The organism is Ruania albidiflava DSM 18029 (assembly GCF_000421225.1).
Classification (GTDB): domain Bacteria; phylum Actinomycetota; class Actinomycetes; order Actinomycetales; family Beutenbergiaceae; genus Ruania; species Ruania albidiflava.
In genome coordinates, this window is sequence record NZ_ATWL01000003.1 from 345,745 (window position 1) to 366,062 (window position 20,318).

General features: G+C 68.2%; 29 protein-coding genes. All 29 read left to right on the forward strand.

Going from position 1 to position 20,318, the window contains the following annotated elements:
• Positions 1-157 precede the first annotated feature (157 nt).
• The 29 genes from rpsL to K338_RS0106005 all read left to right on the forward strand — a co-directional run bounded on the left by rpsL (position 158) and on the right by K338_RS0106005 (position 20,308).
• Entirely contained in the window at positions 158-532 is a 375-nt protein-coding gene (gene rpsL, locus K338_RS0105865) for a 30S ribosomal protein S12 (protein WP_022917247.1), read from the forward strand.
• A complete protein-coding gene (gene rpsG, locus K338_RS0105870; protein WP_022917248.1) occupies positions 532-1,002 on the forward strand; it encodes a 30S ribosomal protein S7 in 471 nt (156 codons plus the stop codon). The genes rpsL and rpsG overlap by 1 nt, the downstream gene beginning before the upstream one ends.
• Positions 1,003-1,074: 72 nt before the next feature.
• The gene (fusA, locus tag K338_RS0105875; protein ID WP_022917249.1) at positions 1,075-3,189 is read left to right on the forward strand and encodes an elongation factor G; all 2,115 of its coding nucleotides are present in this window, start codon (positions 1,075-1,077) and stop codon (positions 3,187-3,189) included.
• A gap of 120 nt (positions 3,190-3,309) precedes the next feature.
• Positions 3,310-4,500: an elongation factor Tu gene (gene tuf / locus K338_RS0105880; RefSeq protein ID WP_022917250.1), complete on the forward strand. Its 1,191-nt coding sequence runs from the start codon at positions 3,310-3,312 to the stop codon at positions 4,498-4,500.
• A 635-nt stretch (positions 4,501-5,135) separates the two neighbouring features.
• Entirely contained in the window at positions 5,136-5,444 is a 309-nt protein-coding gene (gene rpsJ, locus K338_RS0105885; RefSeq protein ID WP_022917251.1) for a 30S ribosomal protein S10, read from the forward strand.
• Between the two features lie 11 nt (positions 5,445-5,455).
• Positions 5,456-6,121 (forward strand): 50S ribosomal protein L3, encoded by a 666-nt coding sequence (gene rplC / locus K338_RS0105890; protein WP_022917252.1) that lies wholly within the window; start codon positions 5,456-5,458, stop codon positions 6,119-6,121.
• A gap of 5 nt (positions 6,122-6,126) precedes the next feature.
• A complete protein-coding gene (rplD, locus tag K338_RS0105895) occupies positions 6,127-6,804 on the forward strand; it encodes a 50S ribosomal protein L4 (protein WP_027286491.1) in 678 nt (225 codons plus the stop codon).
• Positions 6,801-7,094, forward strand: coding sequence for a 50S ribosomal protein L23 (rplW, locus tag K338_RS0105900; protein WP_022917254.1), 294 nt, complete (start codon positions 6,801-6,803; stop codon positions 7,092-7,094). The genes rplD and rplW overlap by 4 nt, the downstream gene beginning before the upstream one ends.
• Before the next feature lie 30 nt (positions 7,095-7,124).
• Positions 7,125-7,961, forward strand: a complete 837-nt coding sequence (gene rplB, locus K338_RS0105905; protein WP_022917255.1) for a 50S ribosomal protein L2 — start codon at positions 7,125-7,127, stop codon at positions 7,959-7,961.
• Positions 7,962-7,979: 18 nt separating this feature from the next.
• Positions 7,980-8,261, forward strand: a complete 282-nt coding sequence (gene rpsS / locus K338_RS0105910) for a 30S ribosomal protein S19 (protein ID WP_022917256.1) — start codon at positions 7,980-7,982, stop codon at positions 8,259-8,261.
• Positions 8,262-8,306: 45 nt separating this feature from the next.
• Entirely contained in the window at positions 8,307-8,675 is a 369-nt protein-coding gene (rplV, locus tag K338_RS0105915; RefSeq protein ID WP_022917257.1) for a 50S ribosomal protein L22, read from the forward strand.
• A complete protein-coding gene (gene rpsC, locus K338_RS0105920) occupies positions 8,675-9,502 on the forward strand; it encodes a 30S ribosomal protein S3 (protein ID WP_022917258.1) in 828 nt (275 codons plus the stop codon). Before rplV ends, rpsC begins: the two co-directional genes overlap by 1 nt.
• Before the next feature lie 3 nt (positions 9,503-9,505).
• Entirely contained in the window at positions 9,506-9,925 is a 420-nt protein-coding gene (gene rplP, locus K338_RS0105925; protein ID WP_022917259.1) for a 50S ribosomal protein L16, read from the forward strand.
• Complete coding sequence (gene rpmC, locus K338_RS0105930) at positions 9,925-10,167, forward strand: 50S ribosomal protein L29 (RefSeq protein ID WP_022917260.1); 243 nt, start codon at positions 9,925-9,927, stop codon at positions 10,165-10,167. The genes rplP and rpmC overlap by 1 nt, the downstream gene beginning before the upstream one ends.
• A complete protein-coding gene (gene rpsQ / locus K338_RS0105935; RefSeq protein WP_022917261.1) occupies positions 10,164-10,463 on the forward strand; it encodes a 30S ribosomal protein S17 in 300 nt (99 codons plus the stop codon). Before rpmC ends, rpsQ begins: the two co-directional genes overlap by 4 nt.
• Positions 10,464-10,554: 91 nt before the next feature.
• Positions 10,555-10,923 carry a 50S ribosomal protein L14 gene (gene rplN / locus K338_RS0105940; RefSeq protein WP_022917262.1) on the forward strand — a complete coding sequence of 123 codons (369 nt, stop codon included), beginning with the start codon at positions 10,555-10,557 and terminating at the stop codon, positions 10,921-10,923.
• A 2-nt stretch (positions 10,924-10,925) separates the two neighbouring features.
• Entirely contained in the window at positions 10,926-11,267 is a 342-nt protein-coding gene (gene rplX, locus K338_RS0105945; protein WP_022917263.1) for a 50S ribosomal protein L24, read from the forward strand.
• Positions 11,267-11,845: a 50S ribosomal protein L5 gene (rplE, locus tag K338_RS0105950; RefSeq protein ID WP_022917264.1), complete on the forward strand. Its 579-nt coding sequence runs from the start codon at positions 11,267-11,269 to the stop codon at positions 11,843-11,845. The genes rplX and rplE overlap by 1 nt, the downstream gene beginning before the upstream one ends.
• A 1-nt stretch (position 11,846) precedes the next feature.
• Entirely contained in the window at positions 11,847-12,032 is a 186-nt protein-coding gene (locus tag K338_RS0105955; protein ID WP_022917265.1) for a type Z 30S ribosomal protein S14, read from the forward strand.
• A gap of 58 nt (positions 12,033-12,090) precedes the next feature.
• Positions 12,091-12,489, forward strand: a complete 399-nt coding sequence (gene rpsH, locus K338_RS0105960; protein WP_027286492.1) for a 30S ribosomal protein S8 — start codon at positions 12,091-12,093, stop codon at positions 12,487-12,489.
• 26 nt (positions 12,490-12,515) lie between these two features.
• Positions 12,516-13,055 carry a 50S ribosomal protein L6 gene (gene rplF / locus K338_RS0105965; RefSeq protein WP_022917267.1) on the forward strand — a complete coding sequence of 180 codons (540 nt, stop codon included), beginning with the start codon at positions 12,516-12,518 and terminating at the stop codon, positions 13,053-13,055.
• 2 nt (positions 13,056-13,057) lie between these two features.
• Positions 13,058-13,429, forward strand: coding sequence for a 50S ribosomal protein L18 (gene rplR, locus K338_RS0105970; protein ID WP_022917268.1), 372 nt, complete (start codon positions 13,058-13,060; stop codon positions 13,427-13,429).
• 37 nt (positions 13,430-13,466) lie between these two features.
• Positions 13,467-14,129 (forward strand): 30S ribosomal protein S5, encoded by a 663-nt coding sequence (gene rpsE / locus K338_RS0105975; protein WP_027286493.1) that lies wholly within the window; start codon positions 13,467-13,469, stop codon positions 14,127-14,129.
• A complete protein-coding gene (gene rpmD, locus K338_RS0105980; RefSeq protein ID WP_022917270.1) occupies positions 14,126-14,308 on the forward strand; it encodes a 50S ribosomal protein L30 in 183 nt (60 codons plus the stop codon). The genes rpsE and rpmD overlap by 4 nt, the downstream gene beginning before the upstream one ends.
• A gap of 2 nt (positions 14,309-14,310) precedes the next feature.
• Positions 14,311-14,784: a 50S ribosomal protein L15 gene (gene rplO / locus K338_RS0105985; protein ID WP_022917271.1), complete on the forward strand. Its 474-nt coding sequence runs from the start codon at positions 14,311-14,313 to the stop codon at positions 14,782-14,784.
• Between the two features lie 182 nt (positions 14,785-14,966).
• Positions 14,967-16,265 carry a preprotein translocase subunit SecY gene (gene secY, locus K338_RS0105990; RefSeq protein ID WP_022917272.1) on the forward strand — a complete coding sequence of 433 codons (1,299 nt, stop codon included), beginning with the start codon at positions 14,967-14,969 and terminating at the stop codon, positions 16,263-16,265.
• Entirely contained in the window at positions 16,262-16,840 is a 579-nt protein-coding gene (locus K338_RS0105995) for an adenylate kinase (RefSeq protein ID WP_027286494.1), read from the forward strand. The genes secY and K338_RS0105995 overlap by 4 nt, the downstream gene beginning before the upstream one ends.
• Entirely contained in the window at positions 16,841-17,656 is an 816-nt protein-coding gene (map, locus tag K338_RS0106000; protein WP_022917274.1) for a type I methionyl aminopeptidase, read from the forward strand.
• Positions 17,657-17,860: 204 nt separating this feature from the next.
• Positions 17,861-20,308, forward strand: coding sequence for a helix-turn-helix transcriptional regulator (locus K338_RS0106005; protein ID WP_022917275.1), 2,448 nt, complete (start codon positions 17,861-17,863; stop codon positions 20,306-20,308).
• The last annotated feature ends 10 nt before the right edge of the window (positions 20,309-20,318 follow it).

Below are 20,318 nucleotides of genomic sequence, written 5' to 3' on the forward strand. Positions count from 1 at the left end.
CCACTGATCTCAGTTCGGTCGTGCGGCGAGCCCAGAAGGCGACGACACGCCCGAGCGCGGGGGTCCTCTCGGGGTGGATCTGAGCCGGTCTGAGCGCCGGAACCAACCGATCGGTCCCCGATCACCAGAGCAGTCAAACGTTCGAGACGGAGAAGTAGTGCCCACCATCCAGCAGCTGGTCCGCAAGGGCCGCAGCGCCCGCGTCGGCCAGACCAAGACGCCGGCGCTGAAAGGCAGCCCGCAGCGTCGGGGCGTCTGCACCCGCGTGTACACCACCACCCCGAAGAAGCCGAACTCCGCGCTCCGCAAGGTCGCGCGTGTGAAGCTCTCCAACGGCATCGAGGTCACCGCCTACATCCCCGGCGTGGGCCACAACCTGCAGGAGCACTCCATCGTGCTCGTGCGCGGTGGTCGTGTGAAGGACCTGCCCGGTGTGCGCTACAAGATCGTCCGTGGCGCCCTGGACACCCAGGGTGTGCGCGGTCGTCAGCAGGCCCGGAGCCGTTACGGCGCGAAGAAGGAGAAGAAGTAATGCCTCGTAAGGGCCCGGCCCCGAAGCGGCCACTGTCCCCGGATCCGGTCTACGGGTCGGCCACGGTGACCCAGCTGGTCAACCGCGTGCTGGTGGACGGCAAGAAGTCCACGGCCCAGCGGATCGTCTACGGCGCCCTGGACGGGGTGCGGGAGAAGACCCAGTCCGACCCCGCCGTCGTGCTCAAGCGCGCCCTGGAGAACGTGCGCCCCACGCTCGAGGTGCGCTCCCGCCGTGTGGGTGGCGCCACCTACCAGGTCCCGGTCGAGGTGCGTACCTCCCGGCAGACCACCCTCGCGCTGCGCTGGCTCGTGGACTACGCCCGGGTCCGCCGCGAGAAGTCCATGACCGAGCGCCTGATGAACGAGATCCTGGACGCCTCCAACGGCCTCGGCGCCGCAGTGAAGCGCCGTGAGGACACGCACAAGATGGCCGAGTCCAACAGGGCGTTCGCGCACTACCGCTGGTAGGCCAGGAGCGCGTCGACCGGCGCGCCCGCCCCAGCACCGACCTCGCTCGAGACGACATAGAAGAGAGCAACTGTGGCACAGGACGTGCTGACTGACCTGACCAAGGTCCGCAACATCGGCATCATGGCGCACATCGACGCCGGGAAGACCACCACGACCGAGCGGATCCTGTTCTACACCGGCGTGAACTACAAGCTCGGTGAGACCCACGACGGTGCCTCGACCACCGACTGGATGGAGCAGGAGAAGGAACGCGGCATCACCATCACCTCCGCCGCGGTGACCTGCTTCTGGGACAACAACCAGATCAACATCATCGACACCCCGGGGCACGTGGACTTCACCGTCGAGGTGGAGCGCTCCCTGCGCGTGCTCGACGGTGCGGTCGCAGTCTTCGACGGCAAGGAGGGCGTGGAGCCCCAGTCGGAGACGGTCTGGCGGCAGGCGGACAAGTACAACGTGCCGCGCATCTGCTTCGTCAACAAGATGGACAAGCTCGGTGCGGACTTCTACCACACCGTGGACACCATCGTCTCCCGCCTCAGCGCCACCCCGCTGGTGATGCAGCTACCGATCGGTGCTGAGTCCGACTTCATCGGCGTGGTCGACCTGATCACGATGAAGGCGATGGTCTGGCCTGGTGACGCCAAGGGTGATGTGAGCCTCGGCGCCGCCTACGAGACCCGGGAGATCCCCGAGGACCTGCAGGCCAAGGCCGAGGAGTACCGCGCCAAGCTCGTCGAGCAGGCCGCCGAGGCCACCGAAGAGCTGATGGAGAAGTACCTCGAGGGCGAAGAGCTCACCGAGGAGGAGATCCGTGCCGGCGTGCGCGAGCTGACCATCACCTCCCAGGCCTACCCGGTGTTCTGCGGGTCGGCGTTCAAGAACCGTGGTGTGCAGCCGATGCTGGACGCCGTGGTCGACTACCTGCCCTCCCCGATGGACGTGCCGGCGATGCTCGGCCACGTCCCCGGCAAGGAGGACGAGGAGATCACCCGGCACGCGGGCGAGGACGACCCGTTCTCCGCACTCGCGTTCAAGATCGCCACGCACCCGTTCTTCGGCACGCTCACCTTCATCCGCGTCTACTCCGGTACCGCCAAGCCCGGCACCCAGGTGCTGAACGCGACCAAGGGCAAGCGTGAGCGCATCGGGAAGCTTTTCCAGATGCACGCCAACAAGGAGAACCCGGTCGAGGAGCTGCACGCCGGGCACATCTACGCCGTCATCGGTCTGAAGGACACCACCACCGGTGACACGCTGTGTGCGATGGACTCTCCGGTGGTGCTGGAGTCGATGAGCTTCCCGGAGCCGGTGATCTTCGTGGCCATCGAGCCGAAGACCAAGGGCGACCAGGACAAGCTCTCCGCCGCCATCCAGAAGCTCGTCGCCGAGGACCCGACCTTCACCGTCTCGCTGAACGAGGAGACCGGCCAGACCGAGATCGGCGGCATGGGCGAGCTGCACCTGGACGTGTTCGTGGACCGGATGCGCCGCGAGTTCAAGGTCGAGGCCAACGTCGGCAAGCCGCAGGTGGCCTACCGCGAGACGATCCGCCGCACGGTGGAGAAGCTCGACTACACCCACAAGAAGCAGACCGGTGGCTCCGGGCAGTTCGCGAAGGTGCAGATGACCTTCGAACCGCTGGAGGCCTCCGCCGGCGAGATGTACGAGTTCGAGAACAAGGTCACCGGTGGCCGTATCCCGCGCGAGTACATCCCCAGCGTGGATGCCGGTGTGCAGGACGCGATGACCGGCGGCACGCTCGCCGGGTACCCGCTCGTGGGCATCAAGGCCACGCTCCTGGACGGCGCCTACCACGACGTCGACTCCTCGGAGATGGCCTTCAAGATCGCTGGTTCGATGGCTCTGAAGGAAGGCGTCAAGCGCGCCGACCCGGTGCTGCTCGAGCCGGTCATGGACGTCGAGGTGCGTACCCCGGAGGAGTACATGGGGGAAGTGATCGGCGACCTGAACTCCCGGCGTGGACAAATCCAGTCGATGGAGGACGCCAGCGGTGTTAAGGTAGTTCGCGCCTTGGTGCCGCTGACCGAGATGTTCGGTTACATCGGTGACCTGCGTTCCAAGACGCAGGGACGCGCGGTGTACTCGATGCAGTTCAGCAACTACGCCGAGGTTCCTCGGAACGTTGCTGAGGAGATCATCAAGAAGACCCGGGGCGAGTAGTCCCACAGGTCGACCACTATCATCACCAAACAACCGACCCGTAGGACGCGTACGCCCCCGTGGTGACACCAGTCGCCGCAGCAGCTGCGCACAACTACCCGAGTTCCAGGAGGAACACCAGTGGCGAAGGCCAAGTTCGAGCGGACCAAGCCGCACCTCAACATCGGCACGATCGGTCACGTCGACCACGGTAAGACGACGCTGACCGCGGCGATCTCCAAGGTGCTGGCGGACAAGTACCCGGACGTGAACACCGCATCCGCCTACGACGCGATCGACAACGCGCCGGAGGAGAAGCAGCGCGGTATCACGATCAACGTCTCCCACCAGGAGTACCAGACGGAGAAGCGCCACTACGCGCACGTCGACGCCCCGGGTCACGCTGACTACATCAAGAACATGATCACCGGTGCCGCCCAGATGGACGGTGCGATCCTCGTGGTCGCCGCGACCGATGGTCCGATGGCCCAGACCCGTGAGCACGTGCTGCTCGCCCGCCAGGTCGGCGTGCCGTACCTGCTGGTGGCGCTGAACAAGTCCGACATGGTCGACGACGAGGAGATCCTCGAGCTCGTCGAGATGGAGGTCCGTGAGCTGCTCTCCAGCCAGGACTTCCCCGGCGACGACGTGCCGGTGATCCGCGTGTCCGCGCTGAAGGCGCTCGAAGGCGACCCGCAGTGGGTGAAGTCCATCGAGGACCTCATGGACGCCGTGGACGAGAACGTGCCGGACCCGGTGCGCGACATCGACAAGCCGTTCCTGATGCCGATCGAGGACGTCTTCACCATCACCGGCCGCGGCACCGTGGTCACCGGTCGGGTGGAGCGCGGTCAGCTGAAGGTGAACGAGGAGGTCGAGATCGTCGGCATCCGTCCGTCGCAGAAGACCACCATCACCGGCATCGAGATGTTCCGCAAGCTGCTGGACACTGCGGACGCTGGTGAGAACGTGGGTCTGCTGCTGCGCGGCACCAAGCGCGAGGACGTGGAGCGTGGCCAGGTCGTGGTCAAGCCCGGCTCGATCACCCCGCACACCAACTTCGAGGCGCAGGTCTACATCCTGGCCAAGGACGAGGGCGGCCGGCACAACCCGTTCTACTCGAACTACCGTCCGCAGTTCTACTTCCGCACCACCGACGTCACCGGTGTCATCACCCTGCCCGAGGGCACCGAGATGGTCATGCCCGGCGACAACACCGAGATGACGGTCGAGCTGATCCAGCCGATCGCCATGGAGGAGGGCCTCGGCTTCGCCATCCGTGAGGGTGGCCGCACCGTCGGCTCCGGTCGCGTGACCAAGATCATCAAGTGATCTCCCGCCAGGGACTCCCTGGCACCTGGAGGGCCCGTCGAGCACGTCTCGGCGGGCCCTTCCGCGTGTCTCTGCCGGTCGCCGCAGCCTCATCCGCTGCCGCGCCACCTGCAGTCAGCGCCGCCCGCCACCGGCCCCGCCTCGATGCGTTCGAGGTACCGCCGGCGGTCTGAGGTCGTCGCGGTCAGCCTCAGACCGCCGTGCTGGCCTCCGATGGGGCCGATGACGGCGGGGCTTGCCCGGGTCGGTGTGCCTCGCGTGCCGGTCGCTGACGGCGGAGCACGCCCGGCGTAGATTGCGTTCAGCGGACACTGTGGTCCAGCCCACCCGGGCTCGACTTGGGGAATGGGCGGCACCTGTGGCAAACTGTTCAGGTTGCCTCGCCCGCGAGGTGCGTCAGTGTGTGCGTCGGTCGAGCTCTCGACCTGGACATCCGCCGACGACCGCGGCCCGGTAGCCATCCAGTGGTTCGAGACCGACTGGTCCTGTGTGGGCCTGGCGGTGAACACACGAAAGTCATCCTCCGACCAGCACCAACCAAGGTGTCCAGCGGTGGGGTGTGTCAGAAGGACGCGACACGCCCGAGCGCGGGGGTCGGTCAGTAGCGGTTCGAAGAGAGAGAGTCAGACGACGCCATGGCGGGACAGAAGATCCGCATCCGGCTCAAGTCCTACGACCACGAGGTCATCGACAGCTCGGCGCGCAAGATCGTCGACACGGTGAGCCGCGCTGGTGCGACGGTCGTGGGCCCGGTGCCGCTGCCAACTGAGAAGAACGTGTTCTGCGTCATCCGTTCTCCGCACAAGTACAAGGACAGCCGTGACCATTTCGAGATGCGGACGCACAAGCGGCTGATCGACATCGTCGACCCGACGCCGAAGGCCGTGGACTCGCTCATGCGCCTCGACCTGCCGGCTGACGTCAACATCGAGATCAAGCTCTGAGGACATCAGTCATGACTTCACTTCCCTCCCAGTCCGAGCGCGTCGTCAAGGCGGTCCTCGGCACCAAGCTCGGCATGACCCAGGTGTGGGACGACGCCGGCCGCCTGGTGCCGGTCACGGTCGTGCAGGTGGGCACCAACGTCGTGACCCAGGTCCGCACGGTCGAGAAGGACGGCTACTCCGCCGTGCAGCTCGGCTTCGGTCAGATCGACCCGCGCCGCACCAGCCAGCCGCTGCGCGGCCACTTCGAGAAGGCCGGGGTCACCCCGCGCCGGCACGTGGCCGAGGTCCGTACGGCAGACGCGGCCGAGTACAACCTCGGCCAGGAGCTCACGGCGGACACCTTCGAGGCGGGCGCCACGGTCGACGTGGTCGGCACCAGCAAGGGCAAGGGCACCGCCGGTGTGATGAAGCGGCACGGCTTCGGCGGGGCCAGCGCCTCCCACGGTGCGCACCGCAACCACCGCAAGCCGGGGTCGATCGGCGGCGCTGCGACACCCGGGCGCGTGTTCCGCGGCCAGCGGATGGCCGGCCGGATGGGCAACGCCCGACAGACCACCCAGAACCTCACGATCCACGCGGTGGACGCGGAGAAGGGCCTGCTGCTCGTCTCCGGCGCCGTCCCCGGGCCCAAGGGCGGCCTCGTCGTGGTCAAGACTGCTGCGAAGGGGGCGTGAAGCCGATGACTGCGCTCGCCCAGAACGACCAGGTCGTCGACGTGCTCGACGCCGAGGGTGCCAAGCAGGGCACGGCGACCCTGCCGGCGTCGATCTTCGACGTCACCACCAACGTGCCGCTGATCCACCAGGTCGTGGTGGCTCAGCTCGCCGCCGCGCGGCAGGGCACCCACAAGACCAAGACCCGTGCCGAGGTGGCCGGCGGTGGCGCCAAGCCATGGCGGCAGAAGGGCACCGGTCGCGCCCGGCAGGGCTCGATCCGCGCCCCGCAGTTCGCCGGCGGTGGCATCGTGCACGGCCCGGTGCCGCGGGACTACAGCCAGCGCACCCCGAAGAAGATGAAGGCCGCTGCCCTGCGCGGTGCCCTGTCCGACCGGGCCCGCGCCGGCCGCGTGCACGTGCTGAGCAGCCTCGTCGCCGGCCAGACCCCGTCCACCCGTACCGCGGTCCAGGCGCTGGCCAACGTCACCTCCTCCCGGCACGTGCTCGTGGTGCTGGACCGGGAGGACGATCTGAGCTGGACCAGCCTGCGCAACGTGCCCACTGTGCACCTCATCCACCCCGACCAGCTGAACACCTACGACGTGCTGGTCAGCGACGACGTGGTGTTCACCTCCGCAGCGCTGGACGCGCTGGTGGGCACCGGCACCGGCGCGACCGAAGCCGAGGAGGAGCAGAAGTGACTGCACTGACCAAGGACCCCCGCGACGTCGTCATCGCCCCGGTGGTCTCGGAGAAGAGCTACAACCTGCTCGACGAGGGCAAGTACACCTTCCTGGTGGACCCGCGCTCGAACAAGACCGAGATCAAGGTCGCGATCGAGAAGATCTTCGACGTGAAGGTCGCCTCGGTGAACACGATCAACCGCAAGGGCAAGACGCGCCGCACCCGGTTCGGGCTCGGCAAGCGCAAGGACACCAAGCGCGCCATCGTCACCCTGCGCGAGGGCACCATCGACATCTTCGGCGCCTGAGCGGCCGGGGAAGAGTGAGGATCGAATCTCATGGCAATCCGTAAGTACAAGCCGACGACGCCGGGCCGCCGTGGCTCCTCCGTCGCCGACTTCGTCGAGCTCACCCGCACGACGCCGGAGAAGTCGCTGGTCCGTCCGCTCACCAAGAGCGGAGGGCGCAACAGCGCCGGCCGCATCACCGCCCGCCACATCGGCGGCGGTCACAAGCGGGCCTACCGGGTGATCGACTTCCGTCGGAACGACAAGGACGGGGTGCCGGCGAAGGTCGCGCACATCGAGTACGACCCGAACCGCACCGCGCGGATCGCGTTGCTGCACTACGCCGACGGGGAGAAGCGCTACATCCTCGCCCCGGTGCGGCTCAAGCAGGGCGACCGCGTCGAGAACGGCCCTGGTGCGGACATCAAGCCCGGCAACAACCTGCCGCTGCGCAACATCCCGGTCGGCACCGTGGTCCACGCCGTGGAGCTCAAGCCCGGTGGCGGGGCCAAGATCGCCCGCTCTGCCGGTGCCTCGGTGCAGCTGGTGGCCCGGGAGGGCAAGTTCGCCCAGCTGCGGATGCCCTCCGGCGAGATCCGCAACGTGGACGCCCGCTGCCGCGCCAGCATCGGCGAGGTCGGCAACGCCGAGCAGGCGAACATCAGCTGGGGCAAGGCCGGCCGGATGCGCTGGAAGGGCAAGCGCCCGCAGACCCGCGGTGTGGCGATGAACCCGGTGGACCACCCGCACGGTGGCGGTGAGGGCAAGACCTCCGGTGGTCGGCACCCGGTGAGCCCCTGGGGCCAGCCCGAGGGCCGGACCCGTCGTCCGAACAAGCCGAGCGACCCGCTGATCGTGCGTCGTCGGCGCACCGGCAAGAAGCGCTGATAGGGAGAAGACCACGAGATGCCTCGCAGTTTGAAGAAGGGCCCCTTCGTCGACGACCACCTGCAGAAGAAGGTGGACGCCCAGAACGAGAAGGGCACCAAGAACGTCATCAAGACCTGGTCCCGCCGGTCGGTCATCACCCCGGACTTCCTGGGCCACACCTTCGCGGTGCACGACGGTCGCAAGCACGTCCCGGTGTTCGTCACCGAGTCGATGGTCGGCCACAAGCTCGGGGAGTTCGCCCCGACGCGCACGTTCCGTGGGCACGAGAAGGACGACCGCAAGGCGCGTCGTCGCTGACCTGAGCGACCGAACCACCAGAACTCACAAGAAGGCAGGACATCGATGGAAGCCAAGGCGCAGGCGCGGTTCGCGCGCGTCACGCCCCTCAAGGCCCGGCGGGTCGTGGACATGGTCCGCGGCAAGCGGGCCGAGGAGGCCGTGACCGTGCTCCGGTTCGCCCCGCAGGCGGCGGCGGAGACCGTCCGCAAGGTAGTCGAGAGCGCGGTGGCCAATGCTCGTGTGAAGGCGGAGCAGGCCTCGGTCGCTTTCAACCCCGGCGATCTGGTGATCGCCGAGGCATTCGTTGACGAGGGTCCGACCCTGAAGCGGTTCCGCCCCCGGGCGCAGGGCCGTGCCAACCGGATCTTCAAGCGCACCAGCCACATCACTGTGATCGTGGCCGAGCGTGAGACCAAGGGAGGGGCTCGCTGATGGGCCAGAAGGTCAACCCCACAGGGTTCCGGCTCGGTGTCACGACCGACCACCGGTCCCGCTGGTTCGCTGACTCCACCAAGGAGGGCCAGCGCTACCGCGACTACGTCCGTGAGGACGTGAAGATCCGCAAGCTGATGGCCACCGGTCTGGAGCGTGCCGGTATCGCCAAGGTGGAGATCGAGCGCACCCGGGACCGGGTCCGTGTCGACCTGCACACTGCGCGTCCGGGAATCGTCATCGGCCGCCGCGGTGCTGAGGCGGACCGGCTGCGTGGTGAGCTGGAGAAGCTCACCGGCAAGCAGGTGCAGCTGAACATCCTCGAGGTGAAGAACCCGGAGATCGACGCCCAGCTGGTCGCCCAGGGGATCGCCGAGCAGCTCGCCTCCCGCGTCTCCTTCCGCCGCGCGATGCGCAAGGGGATCCAGTCGGCGCTGCGCGCGGGTGCCAAGGGCATCCGGGTACAGGTCTCCGGTCGCCTCGGCGGCGCCGAGATGAGCCGCACCGAGTTCTACCGCGAGGGTCGGGTGCCGCTGCACACGCTGCGCGCCTACATCGACTACGGCTTCTTCGAGGCCCGCACCACCTTCGGCCGCATCGGCGTGAAGGTGTGGGTCTACAAGGGCGACCAGACCGAGCGCGACTTCGCCCGCGAGCAGGCCGCCGCCGCACCCCGGTCCGGGCGCGGGCGTGGCCGTGGCCGGGACTCGGGCCGCCGTGGCGAGCCCCGCGGTGAGCAGCCAGCTGCTACCGCACCGGCGACCGACGCATCTGCAACCACCACCGCCGCGGCCCAGCCCGCGAGCGGTTCCGAGACGGAGGCCTGAGCCATGCTCATCCCCCGGCGCACCAAGCACCGTAAGCAGCACCACCCCAAGCGCAGCGGTGTCGCCACCGGCGGCACCACGGTCGCCTTCGGTGACTACGGCATCCAGGCGCTCGAGCGCGCCTACGTGACCAACCGGCAGATCGAGGCGGCCCGTATCGCCATGACCCGGCACATCAAGCGTGGCGGAAAGGTGTGGATCAACATCTTCCCGGACCGTCCGCTGACCAAGAAGCCGGCGGAGACCCGGATGGGTTCCGGCAAGGGGTCACCGGAGTGGTGGGTGGCCAACGTCAAGCCCGGCCGAGTGATGTTCGAGCTCGGTGGCGTGGACGAAGAGCTGGCTCGTGAGGCCCTGCGCCGCGCGCAGCACAAGCTTCCGATGAAGACACGTTTCATCTCTCGCGAGGGTGGTGACATCTGATGGCTATCGGGTCGAAGGACCTCATGCCCGCCGACCTGGACGGGATGGACAACGAGCGGCTGGCCTCGGAGCTGAAGAAGGCCAAGCAGGAGCTGTTCAACCTGCGGTTCTCCTCCGCCACCGGGCAGCTCGAGGACCATGGCCGGCTGAAGACCGTGCGGCGCGACATCGCCCGCATCTACACGATCCTGCGGGAGCGCGAGCTGGACATTCGCAGCGAGCCCACCGCCGAGGCGAAGTGAACGAGAAGGTGAGCACTGTGACGAGCTCCGAGAACCAGCCTGCTGAGCGCAACATCCGCAAGTCCCGCCGTGGGTACGTGGTCAGCGACAAGATGGACAAGACCGTCGTGGTCGCGGTGGAGGACCGGGTCAAGCACCCGCTCTACGGCAAGGTCATGCGACGCACCAACAAGGTCAAGGCGCACGACGAGGCCAACGCTGTGGGCGTGGGCGACCTCGTGTCGATCATGGAGACGCGGCCGCTGTCAGCCACCAAGCGCTGGCGCGTGGTCGAGGTCCTCGAAAAGGCCAAGTGATCCACCTCTCCGGCGCCACCGGAGAGCAGACAACCATCCGTTCGGCCAGGCTCGCCCGGCGAGAACCGGCACGACGACAGGAGTAGATCGAATGATCCAGCAGGAGTCGCGACTGAAGGTCGCCGACAACACGGGCGCCAAGGAGATCCTGTGCGTCCGTGTGCTCGGCGGCTCCGGACGTCGCTACGCCGGCATCGGCGACACCATCGTCGCCACCGTCAAGGATGCGATCCCCGGCGGCAACGTGAAGAAGGGCGAGCTCGTCAAGGCGGTCGTCGTGCGCACCCGCAAGGAGCGCCGTCGCAGCGACGGTTCCTACATCCGGTTCGACGAGAACGCGGCGGTGATCCTGAGGAACGACGGTGAACCGCGCGGTACCCGCATCTTCGGACCTGTGGGCCGCGAGCTGCGGGACAAGCGGTTCATGCGCATCGTCTCGCTCGCACCGGAGGTGCTGTAACTATGGCAAAGATCAAGAAGGGCGACCTGGTGGTCGTCATCGCCGGTCGGGACAAGGGGCAGCAGGGCCGGGTGCTCGAGGTCCTCACCGACCGCGACCGGCTCATCGTCGAGGGCGTGCAGCGTGTCCAGCGGCACACCAAGGTGTCGCAGAACCAGCGCGGCGGACGCAGCGGCGGGATCGAGACCGTCGAGGCCTCGATCCACGTGAGCAACGTGATGCTGGTGGATCCCGAGACCAAGAAGGGCACCCGCGTCGGGTACCGCACCGAAGAAGTCGAGCGTGACGGACGCACCCGGACCACTCGGGTCCGGGTGGCCAAGCGCTCCGGTAAGGACGTCTGATGAGCACTTCAACCGAGACCAGCGTGCCGGCGCTCACCCCGCGGCTGAAGACCAAGTACCGCGAGGAGATCCTCCCGGCGCTGCGCGAGGAGTTCGGCTACGCCAACGTGCACCAGGTCCCCGGTCTGGTCAAGATCGTGGTGAACATGGGGGTGGGGGACGCCGCCCGCGACTCCAAGCTGATCGAGGGCGCTGTGCGCGACCTCGCCGCCATCACCGGCCAGAAGCCGCTGGTGACCCGGGCACGCAAGTCGATCGCCCAGTTCAAGCTGCGCGAGGGCCAGCCGATCGGCACCCACGCCACGCTGCGCGGGGACCGGATGTGGGAGTTCGCCGACCGGCTGCTCAGCTTCGCGCTGCCGCGCATCCGTGACTTCCGCGGCCTGTCGCCCAAGCAGTTCGACGGGCACGGCAACTACACGTTCGGCCTGGTGGAGCAGTCGATGTTCCACGAGATCGACCAGGACAAGATCGACCGGGTCCGAGGCATGGACATCACCGTGGTCACCACGGCGACCAACGATGACGAGGGCCGTTCGCTGCTGCGCCAGCTCGGCTTCCCGTTCAAGGAGAACTGAGATGGCGAAGACCGCCCTGATCCAGAAGGCCGCCCGCAAGTCGAAGTTCGCGGTCCGCAGCTACACCCGGTGCCAGAAGTGCGGCCGTCCGCGCTCGGTGTACCGCAAGTTCGGGCTGTGCCGCGTGTGCCTGCGGGACATGGCCCTGGCCGGTCAGCTCCCCGGCGTGACGAAGAGCAGCTGGTAAAACCACTACGTCGCAGGTCCGAGCAGGAAACCGCGACGAGGAAGGGCCTGAGCCCGAGATGACAATGACAGACCCCATCGCCGACATGTTGACGCGGTTGCGCAACGCGAACTCGGCGTACCACGAGTCGGTGTCCATGCCGTACTCGAAGCTGAAGTCCCACATCGCAGAGATCCTCCAGGCGGAGGGTTACATCAGCGGCTGGTCGGTCGCCGATGCGGAGGTGGGCAAGACACTGACGCTACAGCTGAAGTTCGGCCCGAGCCGAGAGCGCTCGATCGCCGGCGTGCGCCGGGTGTCCAAGCCCGGACTGCGGGTGTACGCGAAGTCGACCAACCTGCCGAAGGTGCTCGGCGGCCTGGGCGTGGCGATCCTGTCCACCTCCTCCGGTCTGCTCACCGACCGTCAGGCATCCAAGAAGGGCGTGGGTGGGGAAGTCCTCGCCTACGTCTGGTGATCGAGGGATCGAAAGGAGCCACAGAGATGTCACGAATTGGCAAGCTCCCGGTCGCCGTCCCCAGCGGCGTCGACGTCACCATCGAGAACTCGACGGTCACCGTCAAGGGCCCGAAGGGCACCCTGAGCCACACCGTCCCCGCGCCGATCACGGTCGGCCGTGACGACGACGGTGCGCTGGTCGTGAGCCGTCCGGACGAGGGACGCGAGTCCCGGTCGCTGCACGGACTGACCCGCACGCTGCTGTCCAACCTGGTGCAGGGCGTCACCCAGGGGTACGAGAAGAAGTTGGAGATCGTCGGTACCGGGTACCGCGTGCTGGCGAAGGGCTCGAACTTGGAGTTCGCGCTCGGCTTCTCCCACCCGGTGACCGTCACCGCACCGGAGGGCATCACGTTCGCCGTGGAGTCGCCGACCAAGTTCTCCGTCTCCGGGATTGACAAGCAGCAGGTCGGCGAGGTCGCTGCCAACATTCGCAAGATCCGCCGGCCCGAGCCGTACAAGGGCAAGGGCGTGCGGTATGCGGACGAGCAGGTCCGCCGCAAGGTCGGAAAGGCTGGTAAGTAGCCATGGCTGTATCCATCAAGGGCACGGGCAAGCGCACCGCGCGGTCCCGCCGTCACCGGCGGGTGCGCAAGCGGATCAGCGGGACGGCGACCCGTCCCCGTCTCGTGGTCAACCGGTCCGCGCGGCACATGGTCGCCCAGGTGGTCGACGACACCACCGGCACCACCCTGGTCTCCGCCTCCACGCTGGAAGCGGACCTGCGCGCCTCCGACGCGGACAAGACCGCCAAGGCGCGCCAGGTCGGTGAGCTGGTGGCGCAGCGGGCCAAGGCCAAGGGCCTGGAGGTCGTCGTGTTCGACCGCGGCGGCAACAAGTACCACGGACGTGTGGCCGCAGTGGCCGACGGCGCCCGCGAGGGAGGGCTGTCCCTGTGACCGCAGTCCACCAGACCAACGAACAAAGGAACGCATGATGGCTGCACCGCAGCGCAGCAGCGCGACGTCCGGCGGTGAGCGCGGCGACCGCCGCGACCGTCGAGGCGACAACCGCCGCGGCGGGGACAACCGTCGCGACGACCGGAACACCTACGTCGAGCGCGTGGTCGCGATCAACCGCGTCTCCAAGGTGGTCAAGGGCGGACGCCGGTTCTCCTTCACCGCGCTCGTGGTCGTCGGTGACGGTGAGGGCACCGTCGGCGTCGGCTATGGCAAGGCCAAGGAAGTACCTGCGGCCATCGCCAAGGGCGTGGAGGAGGCCAAGAAGAACTTCTTCAAGGTCCCGATGATCCGCAAGACCATCCCGCACCAGGTGCAGGGCGAGGACGCCGCCGGCGTCGTGCTGCTGCGCCCGGCGTCGCCCGGTACCGGCGTCATCGCCGGTGGTCCGGTGCGCGCGGTGCTGGACTGCGCGGGCATCCACGACGTGCTCAGCAAGTCCCTCGGCTCGGAGAACGCGATCAACATCGTGCAGGCCACGGTGACGGCACTGAAGTCCCTGGAGCAGCCGGAGGCCGTGGCCGCACGCCGCGGGCTGGCGCTGGACCAGGTGGCCCCGGCCGCGCTGCTGCGCGCCCAGGCCGAGGGACGTGCGGAAGCAGCGACGAAGGCAGAGCAGAACTCGGGGGCAGCCTCATGAGCCAGCTCAAGGTGACCCAGAAGAAGTCCGCCATCGGCGGCAAGCAGAACCAGCGTGACACGCTGCGCTCCCTCGGTCTGAAGCGCATTGGCGACACTGTCGTCAAGGAGGACCGGCCGGAGGTTCGCGGCATGGTCAGCACGGTGGCGCACCTCGTCACCGTCGAGGAGGTCGACTGAACATGGCTGAGCAGGAGAAGGATGCCGGTGGGCTGAGCCCGCTGAAGGTGCACCACCTGCGTCCGGCGCCAGGGTCCCGCACTGCGAAGACCCGCGTGGGTCGGGGTGAGGCGTCCAAGGGCAAGACCGCCGGCCGTGGCACCAAGGGCACCAAGGCCCGCTACCAGGTGCCCGCCCGGTTCGAGGGTGGCCAGACGCCGCTGCACATGCGGCTGCCGAAGCTGCGCGGCTTCAAGAACAAGTTCCGCACCGAGTACCAGGTGGTGAACCTGGACAAGCTCTCGGCCCTGTACCCCGAGGGTGGCGAGGTCACCGTCGAGGACCTGGTCGCCAAGGGTGCGGTGCGTGCCGGGCAGCCGGTGAAGGTGCTGGGCACCGGTGACGTGAGCGTCAAGCTCTCCCTGGTCGTGGATGCCGTCTCCGGCTCCGCGAAGGAGAAGGTGCTCGCGGCCGGCGGCAGCATCGAGCAGGCCTGACCACACAGCAGTGCTGAAGCGGCGGCGCGGGGAGTGCTCCCGCGCCGCCGTCGGCATATCGGGAACCGGACACCGACGGCGGTGCCCGATGCCGTACCGTAAGCACTCGTACTGACCGTTTCTTCCGGTGGACTCCCGCGGCGGACCGCCGAGACCGTCCCCGACACCTCTCTGGAGGACCATTGCTCAGCGCATTCGTTCGTGCGTTCCGCACGCCGGACCTGCGGAAGAAGCTGCTCTTCACGCTCGGCATCATGGCGCTGTTCCGGCTCGGGTCGTTCGTCCCCACCCCGGGGATCGACTACACCAACGTGCAGACCTGTGCTGCGCCGATGGGGGACGACACCTCGGCACTGGCGCTGGTGAACCTGTTCAGCGGCGGTGCGCTGCTGCAGCTGTCCGTGTTCGCCCTCGGGGTGATGCCCTACATCACCGCCAGCATCATCGTGCAGCTGCTCCGGGTGGTCATCCCCCGGTTCGACGACCTGCACAAGGAGGGCCAGTCCGGGCAGTCGGTGCTCACCCAGTACACCCGCTACCTGACCATCGGCCTGGCGATCCTGCAAGCCACCACCATCATCACCGTGGCCAACTCCGGCAACCTGTACCCCGGCTGCCAGGCGGAGATCATCCCGGACGACTCGGTCCTCACGCTGCTGCTGATGATCCTGACCATGACCGCCGGTACCGGCCTGATCATGTGGATGGGAGAGCTGATCACCGAGCGGGGCGTCGGCAACGGCATGTCGTTGCTGATCTTCACCTCGATCGCGGCCAGCTTCCCCTCGGCGCTGCAGCAGATCAACGCCGCTGACAACGGCCTGGTGAAGCTGATCATCTTCCTGCTGATCTCCCTGGTGGTGATCGGCCTGATCGTGTTCGTGGAGCAGTCCCAGCGCCGGGTGCCGGTGCAGTACGCCAAGCGGATGGTCGGCCGGCGGATGTACGGCGGCTCCAGCACCTACATCCCGATCAAGATCAACATGTCCGGGGTGATCCCGGTGATCTTTGCCTCCTCGCTGCTGGCGCTGCCGATGCTGGCCGCCCAGTTCGGGGACCAGTCCGCGGGCTGGGTGCAGTGGATCCTGGCGAACGTGTCCAACCCCGGGCAGAACCTGTACATCGCGGTGTACGTGGTGCTGATCATCTTCTTCGCGTTCTTCTACACCTCCATCACGTTCAACCCGGAGGAGGTCGCGGACAACATGAAGCGCTACGGCGGGTTCATCCCCGGCATCCGTGCGGGCCGGCCCACCGCCGAGTACCTGCAGTACGTGATCTCCCGGGTGACCACCGCCGGGGCCATCTACCTGGCGATCGTGGCGATGATCCCCACGATCGCGTTCAAGATCATGGGGGTGTCCACCTCGATCCCGTTCGGCGGCACCTCGCTGCTGATCCTGGTCAGCGTCGGCCTGGACACCATCAAGCAGATCGACTCCCAGCTGCAGCAACGTCACTACGAAGGGTTCCTGCGATGAGCATGCGTCTGATCCTCCTCGGTCCGCCCGGAGCCGGTAAGGGCACCCAGGCCGCCCGGCTCGCCTCCCGCCTGGGGGTGCCGGCCATCTCCACCGGCGACATCTTCCGCGCGAACGTCTCCGAGGGCACCGAGCTCGGCCAGCTCGCGCAGAAGTACATGGACGCCGGCGAGTACGTCCCGGACGAGGTCACCAACCAGATGGTCGCCGCGCGGTTGTCCCAACCGGACGCCGAGGCCGGTTTCCTCCTGGACGGCTACCCCCGCACCGAGGCCCAGGTCGCGGAGCTGGACTCGATCCTGGAGGCCAACGGCCACCAGCTCAGCCACGTGGTCGAGCTGACCGCGGACACCGACGAGGTGGTGGCACGGCTGCTGAACCGGGCCAAGGAGCAGGGCCGTGCCGACGACACCGAGTCGGTGATCCGGCGACGCCTGGACGTCTACGCCGAGCAGACCGCACCGCTGGTGCAGACCTATGCCGACCGCGGCCTGCTGGTGCAGGTGGACGGTATGGGTGAGGTGGACGAGGTCACCGCCCGGCTCACCGACGCCCTCGGTGTGACAACCGACTGAATGTTCGGTCGCGGTATCGAGTACAAGACGCCCGACCAGATCCGCCTGATGCGCACGGCCGGTCTGGTCGTGGCGGACATCCACCACGCCGTCCGGGCGGCTATCGCCCCCGGGGTGAGCACCGGTGCGCTGGACACCGTCGCCCAGGACGTGCTGGACCGTGCCGGTGCCACGTCCAACTTCCTCGGCTACCACGGGTTCCCCGGGCGGCTGTGCGTGTCGGTGAACTCCGAGATCGTGCACGGCATCCCCGGGGCCCGGGTGATCCAGCCGGGTGATGTGGTCTCCGTGGACGCTGGGGCCGTGGTCGACGGGTGGCACGGGGACGCCGCGTTCACCGCGGTGGTCCCCGCCGAGGCCGGCACCGACCCGGGTGACGAAGCGCTGGTGCGCACCACGGAGGCAGCCATGTGGGCGGGGATCGCCGCACTGGCCACCGGCAAGCGGCTCGGTGATGTCGGTGCCGCCGTGGAGGATGCCTCCTACGACTACGGGATCGTGCGGGAGTACACCGGCCACGGTATCGGCACCGCGATGCACCAGGAGCCGGATGTGCCCGGCTACCGCACCGGTCGGCGGGGCCCGGCACTGCGGCCCGGGCTGTGCGTGGCGGTGGAGCCGATGCTCACCCGCGGCGGTGAGGCCACCCAAGTGCTGGACGACGGGTGGACCGTGGTCAGCGTCGACGGTTCCCGGGCAGCGCACTTCGAACACACGGTGGCCGTGCACTCCCGCGGCATCTGGGTGCTCACCGCACCGGACGGGGGAGCGGCCGGACTGGCTGCCCACGGCGTGGACGTGGTTCCGCTGGACTGAGCAGGCACCGTTCTCCCAGCCGATTCCGTGGCAGGGGGGCACCGGTGAGGGGTAGGCTCGAAGGTGATCGGGTCAGTGCGCCATGCTGGTGTGGCGCGTGAGTGAAGGGCAGTCGGCCATCCCCAAGTTCGTCGTGCCGTGTGATGTGATGTCCGCTGCTGCCGTGCAGCGGGCGTCACAACCCTGGGGCTGACGATGAAGAGCATGCTTCGGTCGCTCTCCGGACTGCCGCGGATTCCCCAGGAGAGTGGGATCGCTGACCACCTCGTGCAGGCCCTCGCCCGGCTGCACCCGCTGAGCATCCTGCGGGGCCCGCGCGGCTACGGCAAGACCTCCGCCGTGGTGACCTGGCTGCGGCAGGCCGAAGGGCTACCAGAGACCGTCTACACCACGCTGACCACCGGGGCCAACGAGCAGGAGGGATTCTGGACCCAGCTGCGCGACGCGCTGGTGCCGGTCGATGACCAGCTGGCGGCTGCGCCGTCGGCGGCGAGCGAACCGGAACGAGTGGTGACGACCTGGCTGGCCCAGCGGCGTGAACCGTTGCTGGTGATCATCGACGACTTCCACGAGGCCGGCCTGCGGCACGGCGCGGCCAGCATCGACGACACCCTCGTGGACCTGATCCGGCAGAACGACCAGCTCTACCTGGTCGCGGCCGGGCGCACCCTGCGTGCGCTGGAGACAGTCGGCTCCCTGTCGGTAGAGACGTTGGTGATCGGTCCGGACGAGCTGCGCATGACCGGGGAGATGGTGCATGCGCTCGCCACCCGGATGGGCGTGACGATGACCCGGGACCGCGCCGAGCGCATCGTGGTGGAGCTCGGCGGCTGGCCGTCGGCGATCCGGGCCGGGATGCAGCGTGCCGCCGCCAGCGGTGGCCACAGCAGCGGAGAGGTCACCCTCGCCGACAACTACATCGCGGCGATGGTGCGGGACCTGCGGTTCGAGAACGTCCGCGCGTTCCTGCTGCGCACCGCCATCCCGGAGCAGTTCGACATCGAGACCGCACGGGCGATCGCCCCCGAGGGGAACACGGTGCGGATGCTGCGCAACATCCGCGCGGCCGGGCTGCTCAGCGAGCGCCGCACCATCGAGGGGCAGTCCTACTCCTACCCGCCGGCGATCCGCAACGCACTGATCCGGGTGATGCGCGAGACCCGCCCGGAGGTGGAGCTGGAGGTGCACCAAGAGCTGATGCGCCTGGCCACCAGCCGGCACGACCCGGCCCAGGCGCTGGTGCACGCGGTGCACGCGGGGCAGTGGACGGTGGCCCTGGACGTGATCGAGAACGAGTGGGGCACGCTGCTGACCAGCTCGCCACGGGCGCTGGTGCAGGCGGCACAGATGTTCCCGGCACCGATGATCGCCGAGGACGTGCGGCTGCGGGTGGCCACCCGGTACCTGTCCGAGGTGGCCAGCCCGGTGACCAAACCCGGCTGGGCCGGGGTGGAGTCAGCCAGCTTCAACGCCGAGATCGCCGCACACCGCACCGAACGGGTGGGTGCTGGTGATGACGAGCTGCTGCTGCTCATGCAGTGGGGTGCCGCCTGCCTGCTGATGGGGGACCTGGACACGGCGATGTACGCCTTCTCCCAGGCCCGTGCCTGGGCGATGATGACCGACGGCGAGACCGAGACCTACCTCGGGTCCGCTGGTCTGGCGCTGGTGCACGCGCTGCAGGGGGAGCCGGACCAGGCGCTGCGCTGGCTGGACGAGCCGGCAGTGGTCGAGTGGCTCGCCCGCGTGCAGCAGGAGGGCACGGTGGACGCGATCGCCATGCTCGCACTGTCTGCCCGGGCGCTGGCCCTGGTGGACGCCGCCCGACCGGAGGCGGCCGCCGCGATCGAGGCGCTCGTCGAGTCCCGGCACCGGGACGAGCTGTGGGCGCTGTCGGTGTTCGTGCGGTCCCTGCACGTGATGCACACCGGCAGCACCGAGGAGGTGATCCGGCAGGCGAACGTGGTCCGCTCCGCGCTGCGGTACATCCGGCGCGGCTCGCTGATGGAGGCGTTGCTGACCACCACGCTGGTGGAGGTGCTGATCACCGGCGGCATGGTCACCGTCGCGCGAGAGGTGACCGACACGATGGAGCGGCGCGGCTTCACCTGGAACGCCATCGCCCGGCTGCACCTGGCCGAGGAGCGCTACCAGGAGGCGATCGAGGCGGCGCGCACGGCCCTGCGCAGCAGTGCCGTCTCGGGCCGGTACGTGCTGGAAGCGCATGCAGTGATCGCCGGCGCACAGCTGCGGTCCGGGCACTTCGCTGCCGCCAAGGAAGCGTTCCGATCGGTGGTCAACCGGGCGCGCCAGACCGGGCAGCGCCGCGGACTGGCACTGATGCAGCAGTACGCGTTCACCGCGCTCGCCGGTGGCGACGAGACGATCCTGGCCCTGTGGCCGGACTGCGCCGCGCCTGCCGCGACCGACGGCCAGATCGACGACGACCTGCCCTTGGTCACCCTGACCGTGCGGGAGGCGCAGGTGCTGCACGCACTGGAGGAGCATGCCGGCCCGGTGGGGATCGCGCACGCGCTCGGGCTGTCGGTGAACACCGTGAAGACCCACATGCGGTCCGTGTACCGCAAGCTGGACGTCTCGAACCGCAACGAAGCACTGGCGAAAGTCCGTCGTATCATGATCCACACCTGACCAGCAGCGG

Bases quoted from the DNA above. Each gene is read 5' to 3' on its own strand.
- rpsG (WP_022917248.1), top strand. From the start codon at position 532: ATGCCTCGTAAGGGCCCGGCCCCGAAGCGGCCACTGTCCCCGGATCCG.
- rpsJ (WP_022917251.1), top strand. From the start codon at position 5,136: ATGGCGGGACAGAAGATCCGCATCCGGCTCAAGTCCTACGACCACGAG.
- rplC (WP_022917252.1), top strand. From the start codon at position 5,456: ATGACTTCACTTCCCTCCCAGTCCGAGCGCGTCGTCAAGGCGGTCCTC.
- rplD (WP_027286491.1), top strand. From the start codon at position 6,127: ATGACTGCGCTCGCCCAGAACGACCAGGTCGTCGACGTGCTCGACGCC.
- rplB (WP_022917255.1), top strand. From the start codon at position 7,125: ATGGCAATCCGTAAGTACAAGCCGACGACGCCGGGCCGCCGTGGCTCC.
- rpsS (WP_022917256.1), top strand. From the start codon at position 7,980: ATGCCTCGCAGTTTGAAGAAGGGCCCCTTCGTCGACGACCACCTGCAG.
- rplV (WP_022917257.1), top strand. From the start codon at position 8,307: ATGGAAGCCAAGGCGCAGGCGCGGTTCGCGCGCGTCACGCCCCTCAAG.
- rpsC (WP_022917258.1), top strand. From the start codon at position 8,675: ATGGGCCAGAAGGTCAACCCCACAGGGTTCCGGCTCGGTGTCACGACC.
- rplP (WP_022917259.1), top strand. From the start codon at position 9,506: ATGCTCATCCCCCGGCGCACCAAGCACCGTAAGCAGCACCACCCCAAG.
- rpmC (WP_022917260.1), top strand. From the start codon at position 9,925: ATGGCTATCGGGTCGAAGGACCTCATGCCCGCCGACCTGGACGGGATG.
- rplN (WP_022917262.1), top strand. From the start codon at position 10,555: ATGATCCAGCAGGAGTCGCGACTGAAGGTCGCCGACAACACGGGCGCC.
- rplX (WP_022917263.1), top strand. From the start codon at position 10,926: ATGGCAAAGATCAAGAAGGGCGACCTGGTGGTCGTCATCGCCGGTCGG.
- rplE (WP_022917264.1), top strand. From the start codon at position 11,267: ATGAGCACTTCAACCGAGACCAGCGTGCCGGCGCTCACCCCGCGGCTG.
- K338_RS0105955 (WP_022917265.1), top strand. From the start codon at position 11,847: ATGGCGAAGACCGCCCTGATCCAGAAGGCCGCCCGCAAGTCGAAGTTC.
- rpsH (WP_027286492.1), top strand. From the start codon at position 12,091: ATGACAATGACAGACCCCATCGCCGACATGTTGACGCGGTTGCGCAAC.
- rplF (WP_022917267.1), top strand. From the start codon at position 12,516: ATGTCACGAATTGGCAAGCTCCCGGTCGCCGTCCCCAGCGGCGTCGAC.
- rplR (WP_022917268.1), top strand. From the start codon at position 13,058: ATGGCTGTATCCATCAAGGGCACGGGCAAGCGCACCGCGCGGTCCCGC.
- rpsE (WP_027286493.1), top strand. From the start codon at position 13,467: ATGGCTGCACCGCAGCGCAGCAGCGCGACGTCCGGCGGTGAGCGCGGC.
- rpmD (WP_022917270.1), top strand. From the start codon at position 14,126: ATGAGCCAGCTCAAGGTGACCCAGAAGAAGTCCGCCATCGGCGGCAAG.
- rplO (WP_022917271.1), top strand. From the start codon at position 14,311: ATGGCTGAGCAGGAGAAGGATGCCGGTGGGCTGAGCCCGCTGAAGGTG.
- K338_RS0105995 (WP_027286494.1), top strand. From the start codon at position 16,262: ATGAGCATGCGTCTGATCCTCCTCGGTCCGCCCGGAGCCGGTAAGGGC.
- map (WP_022917274.1), top strand. From the start codon at position 16,841: ATGTTCGGTCGCGGTATCGAGTACAAGACGCCCGACCAGATCCGCCTG.
- K338_RS0106005 (WP_022917275.1), top strand. From the start codon at position 17,861: ATGCTTCGGTCGCTCTCCGGACTGCCGCGGATTCCCCAGGAGAGTGGG.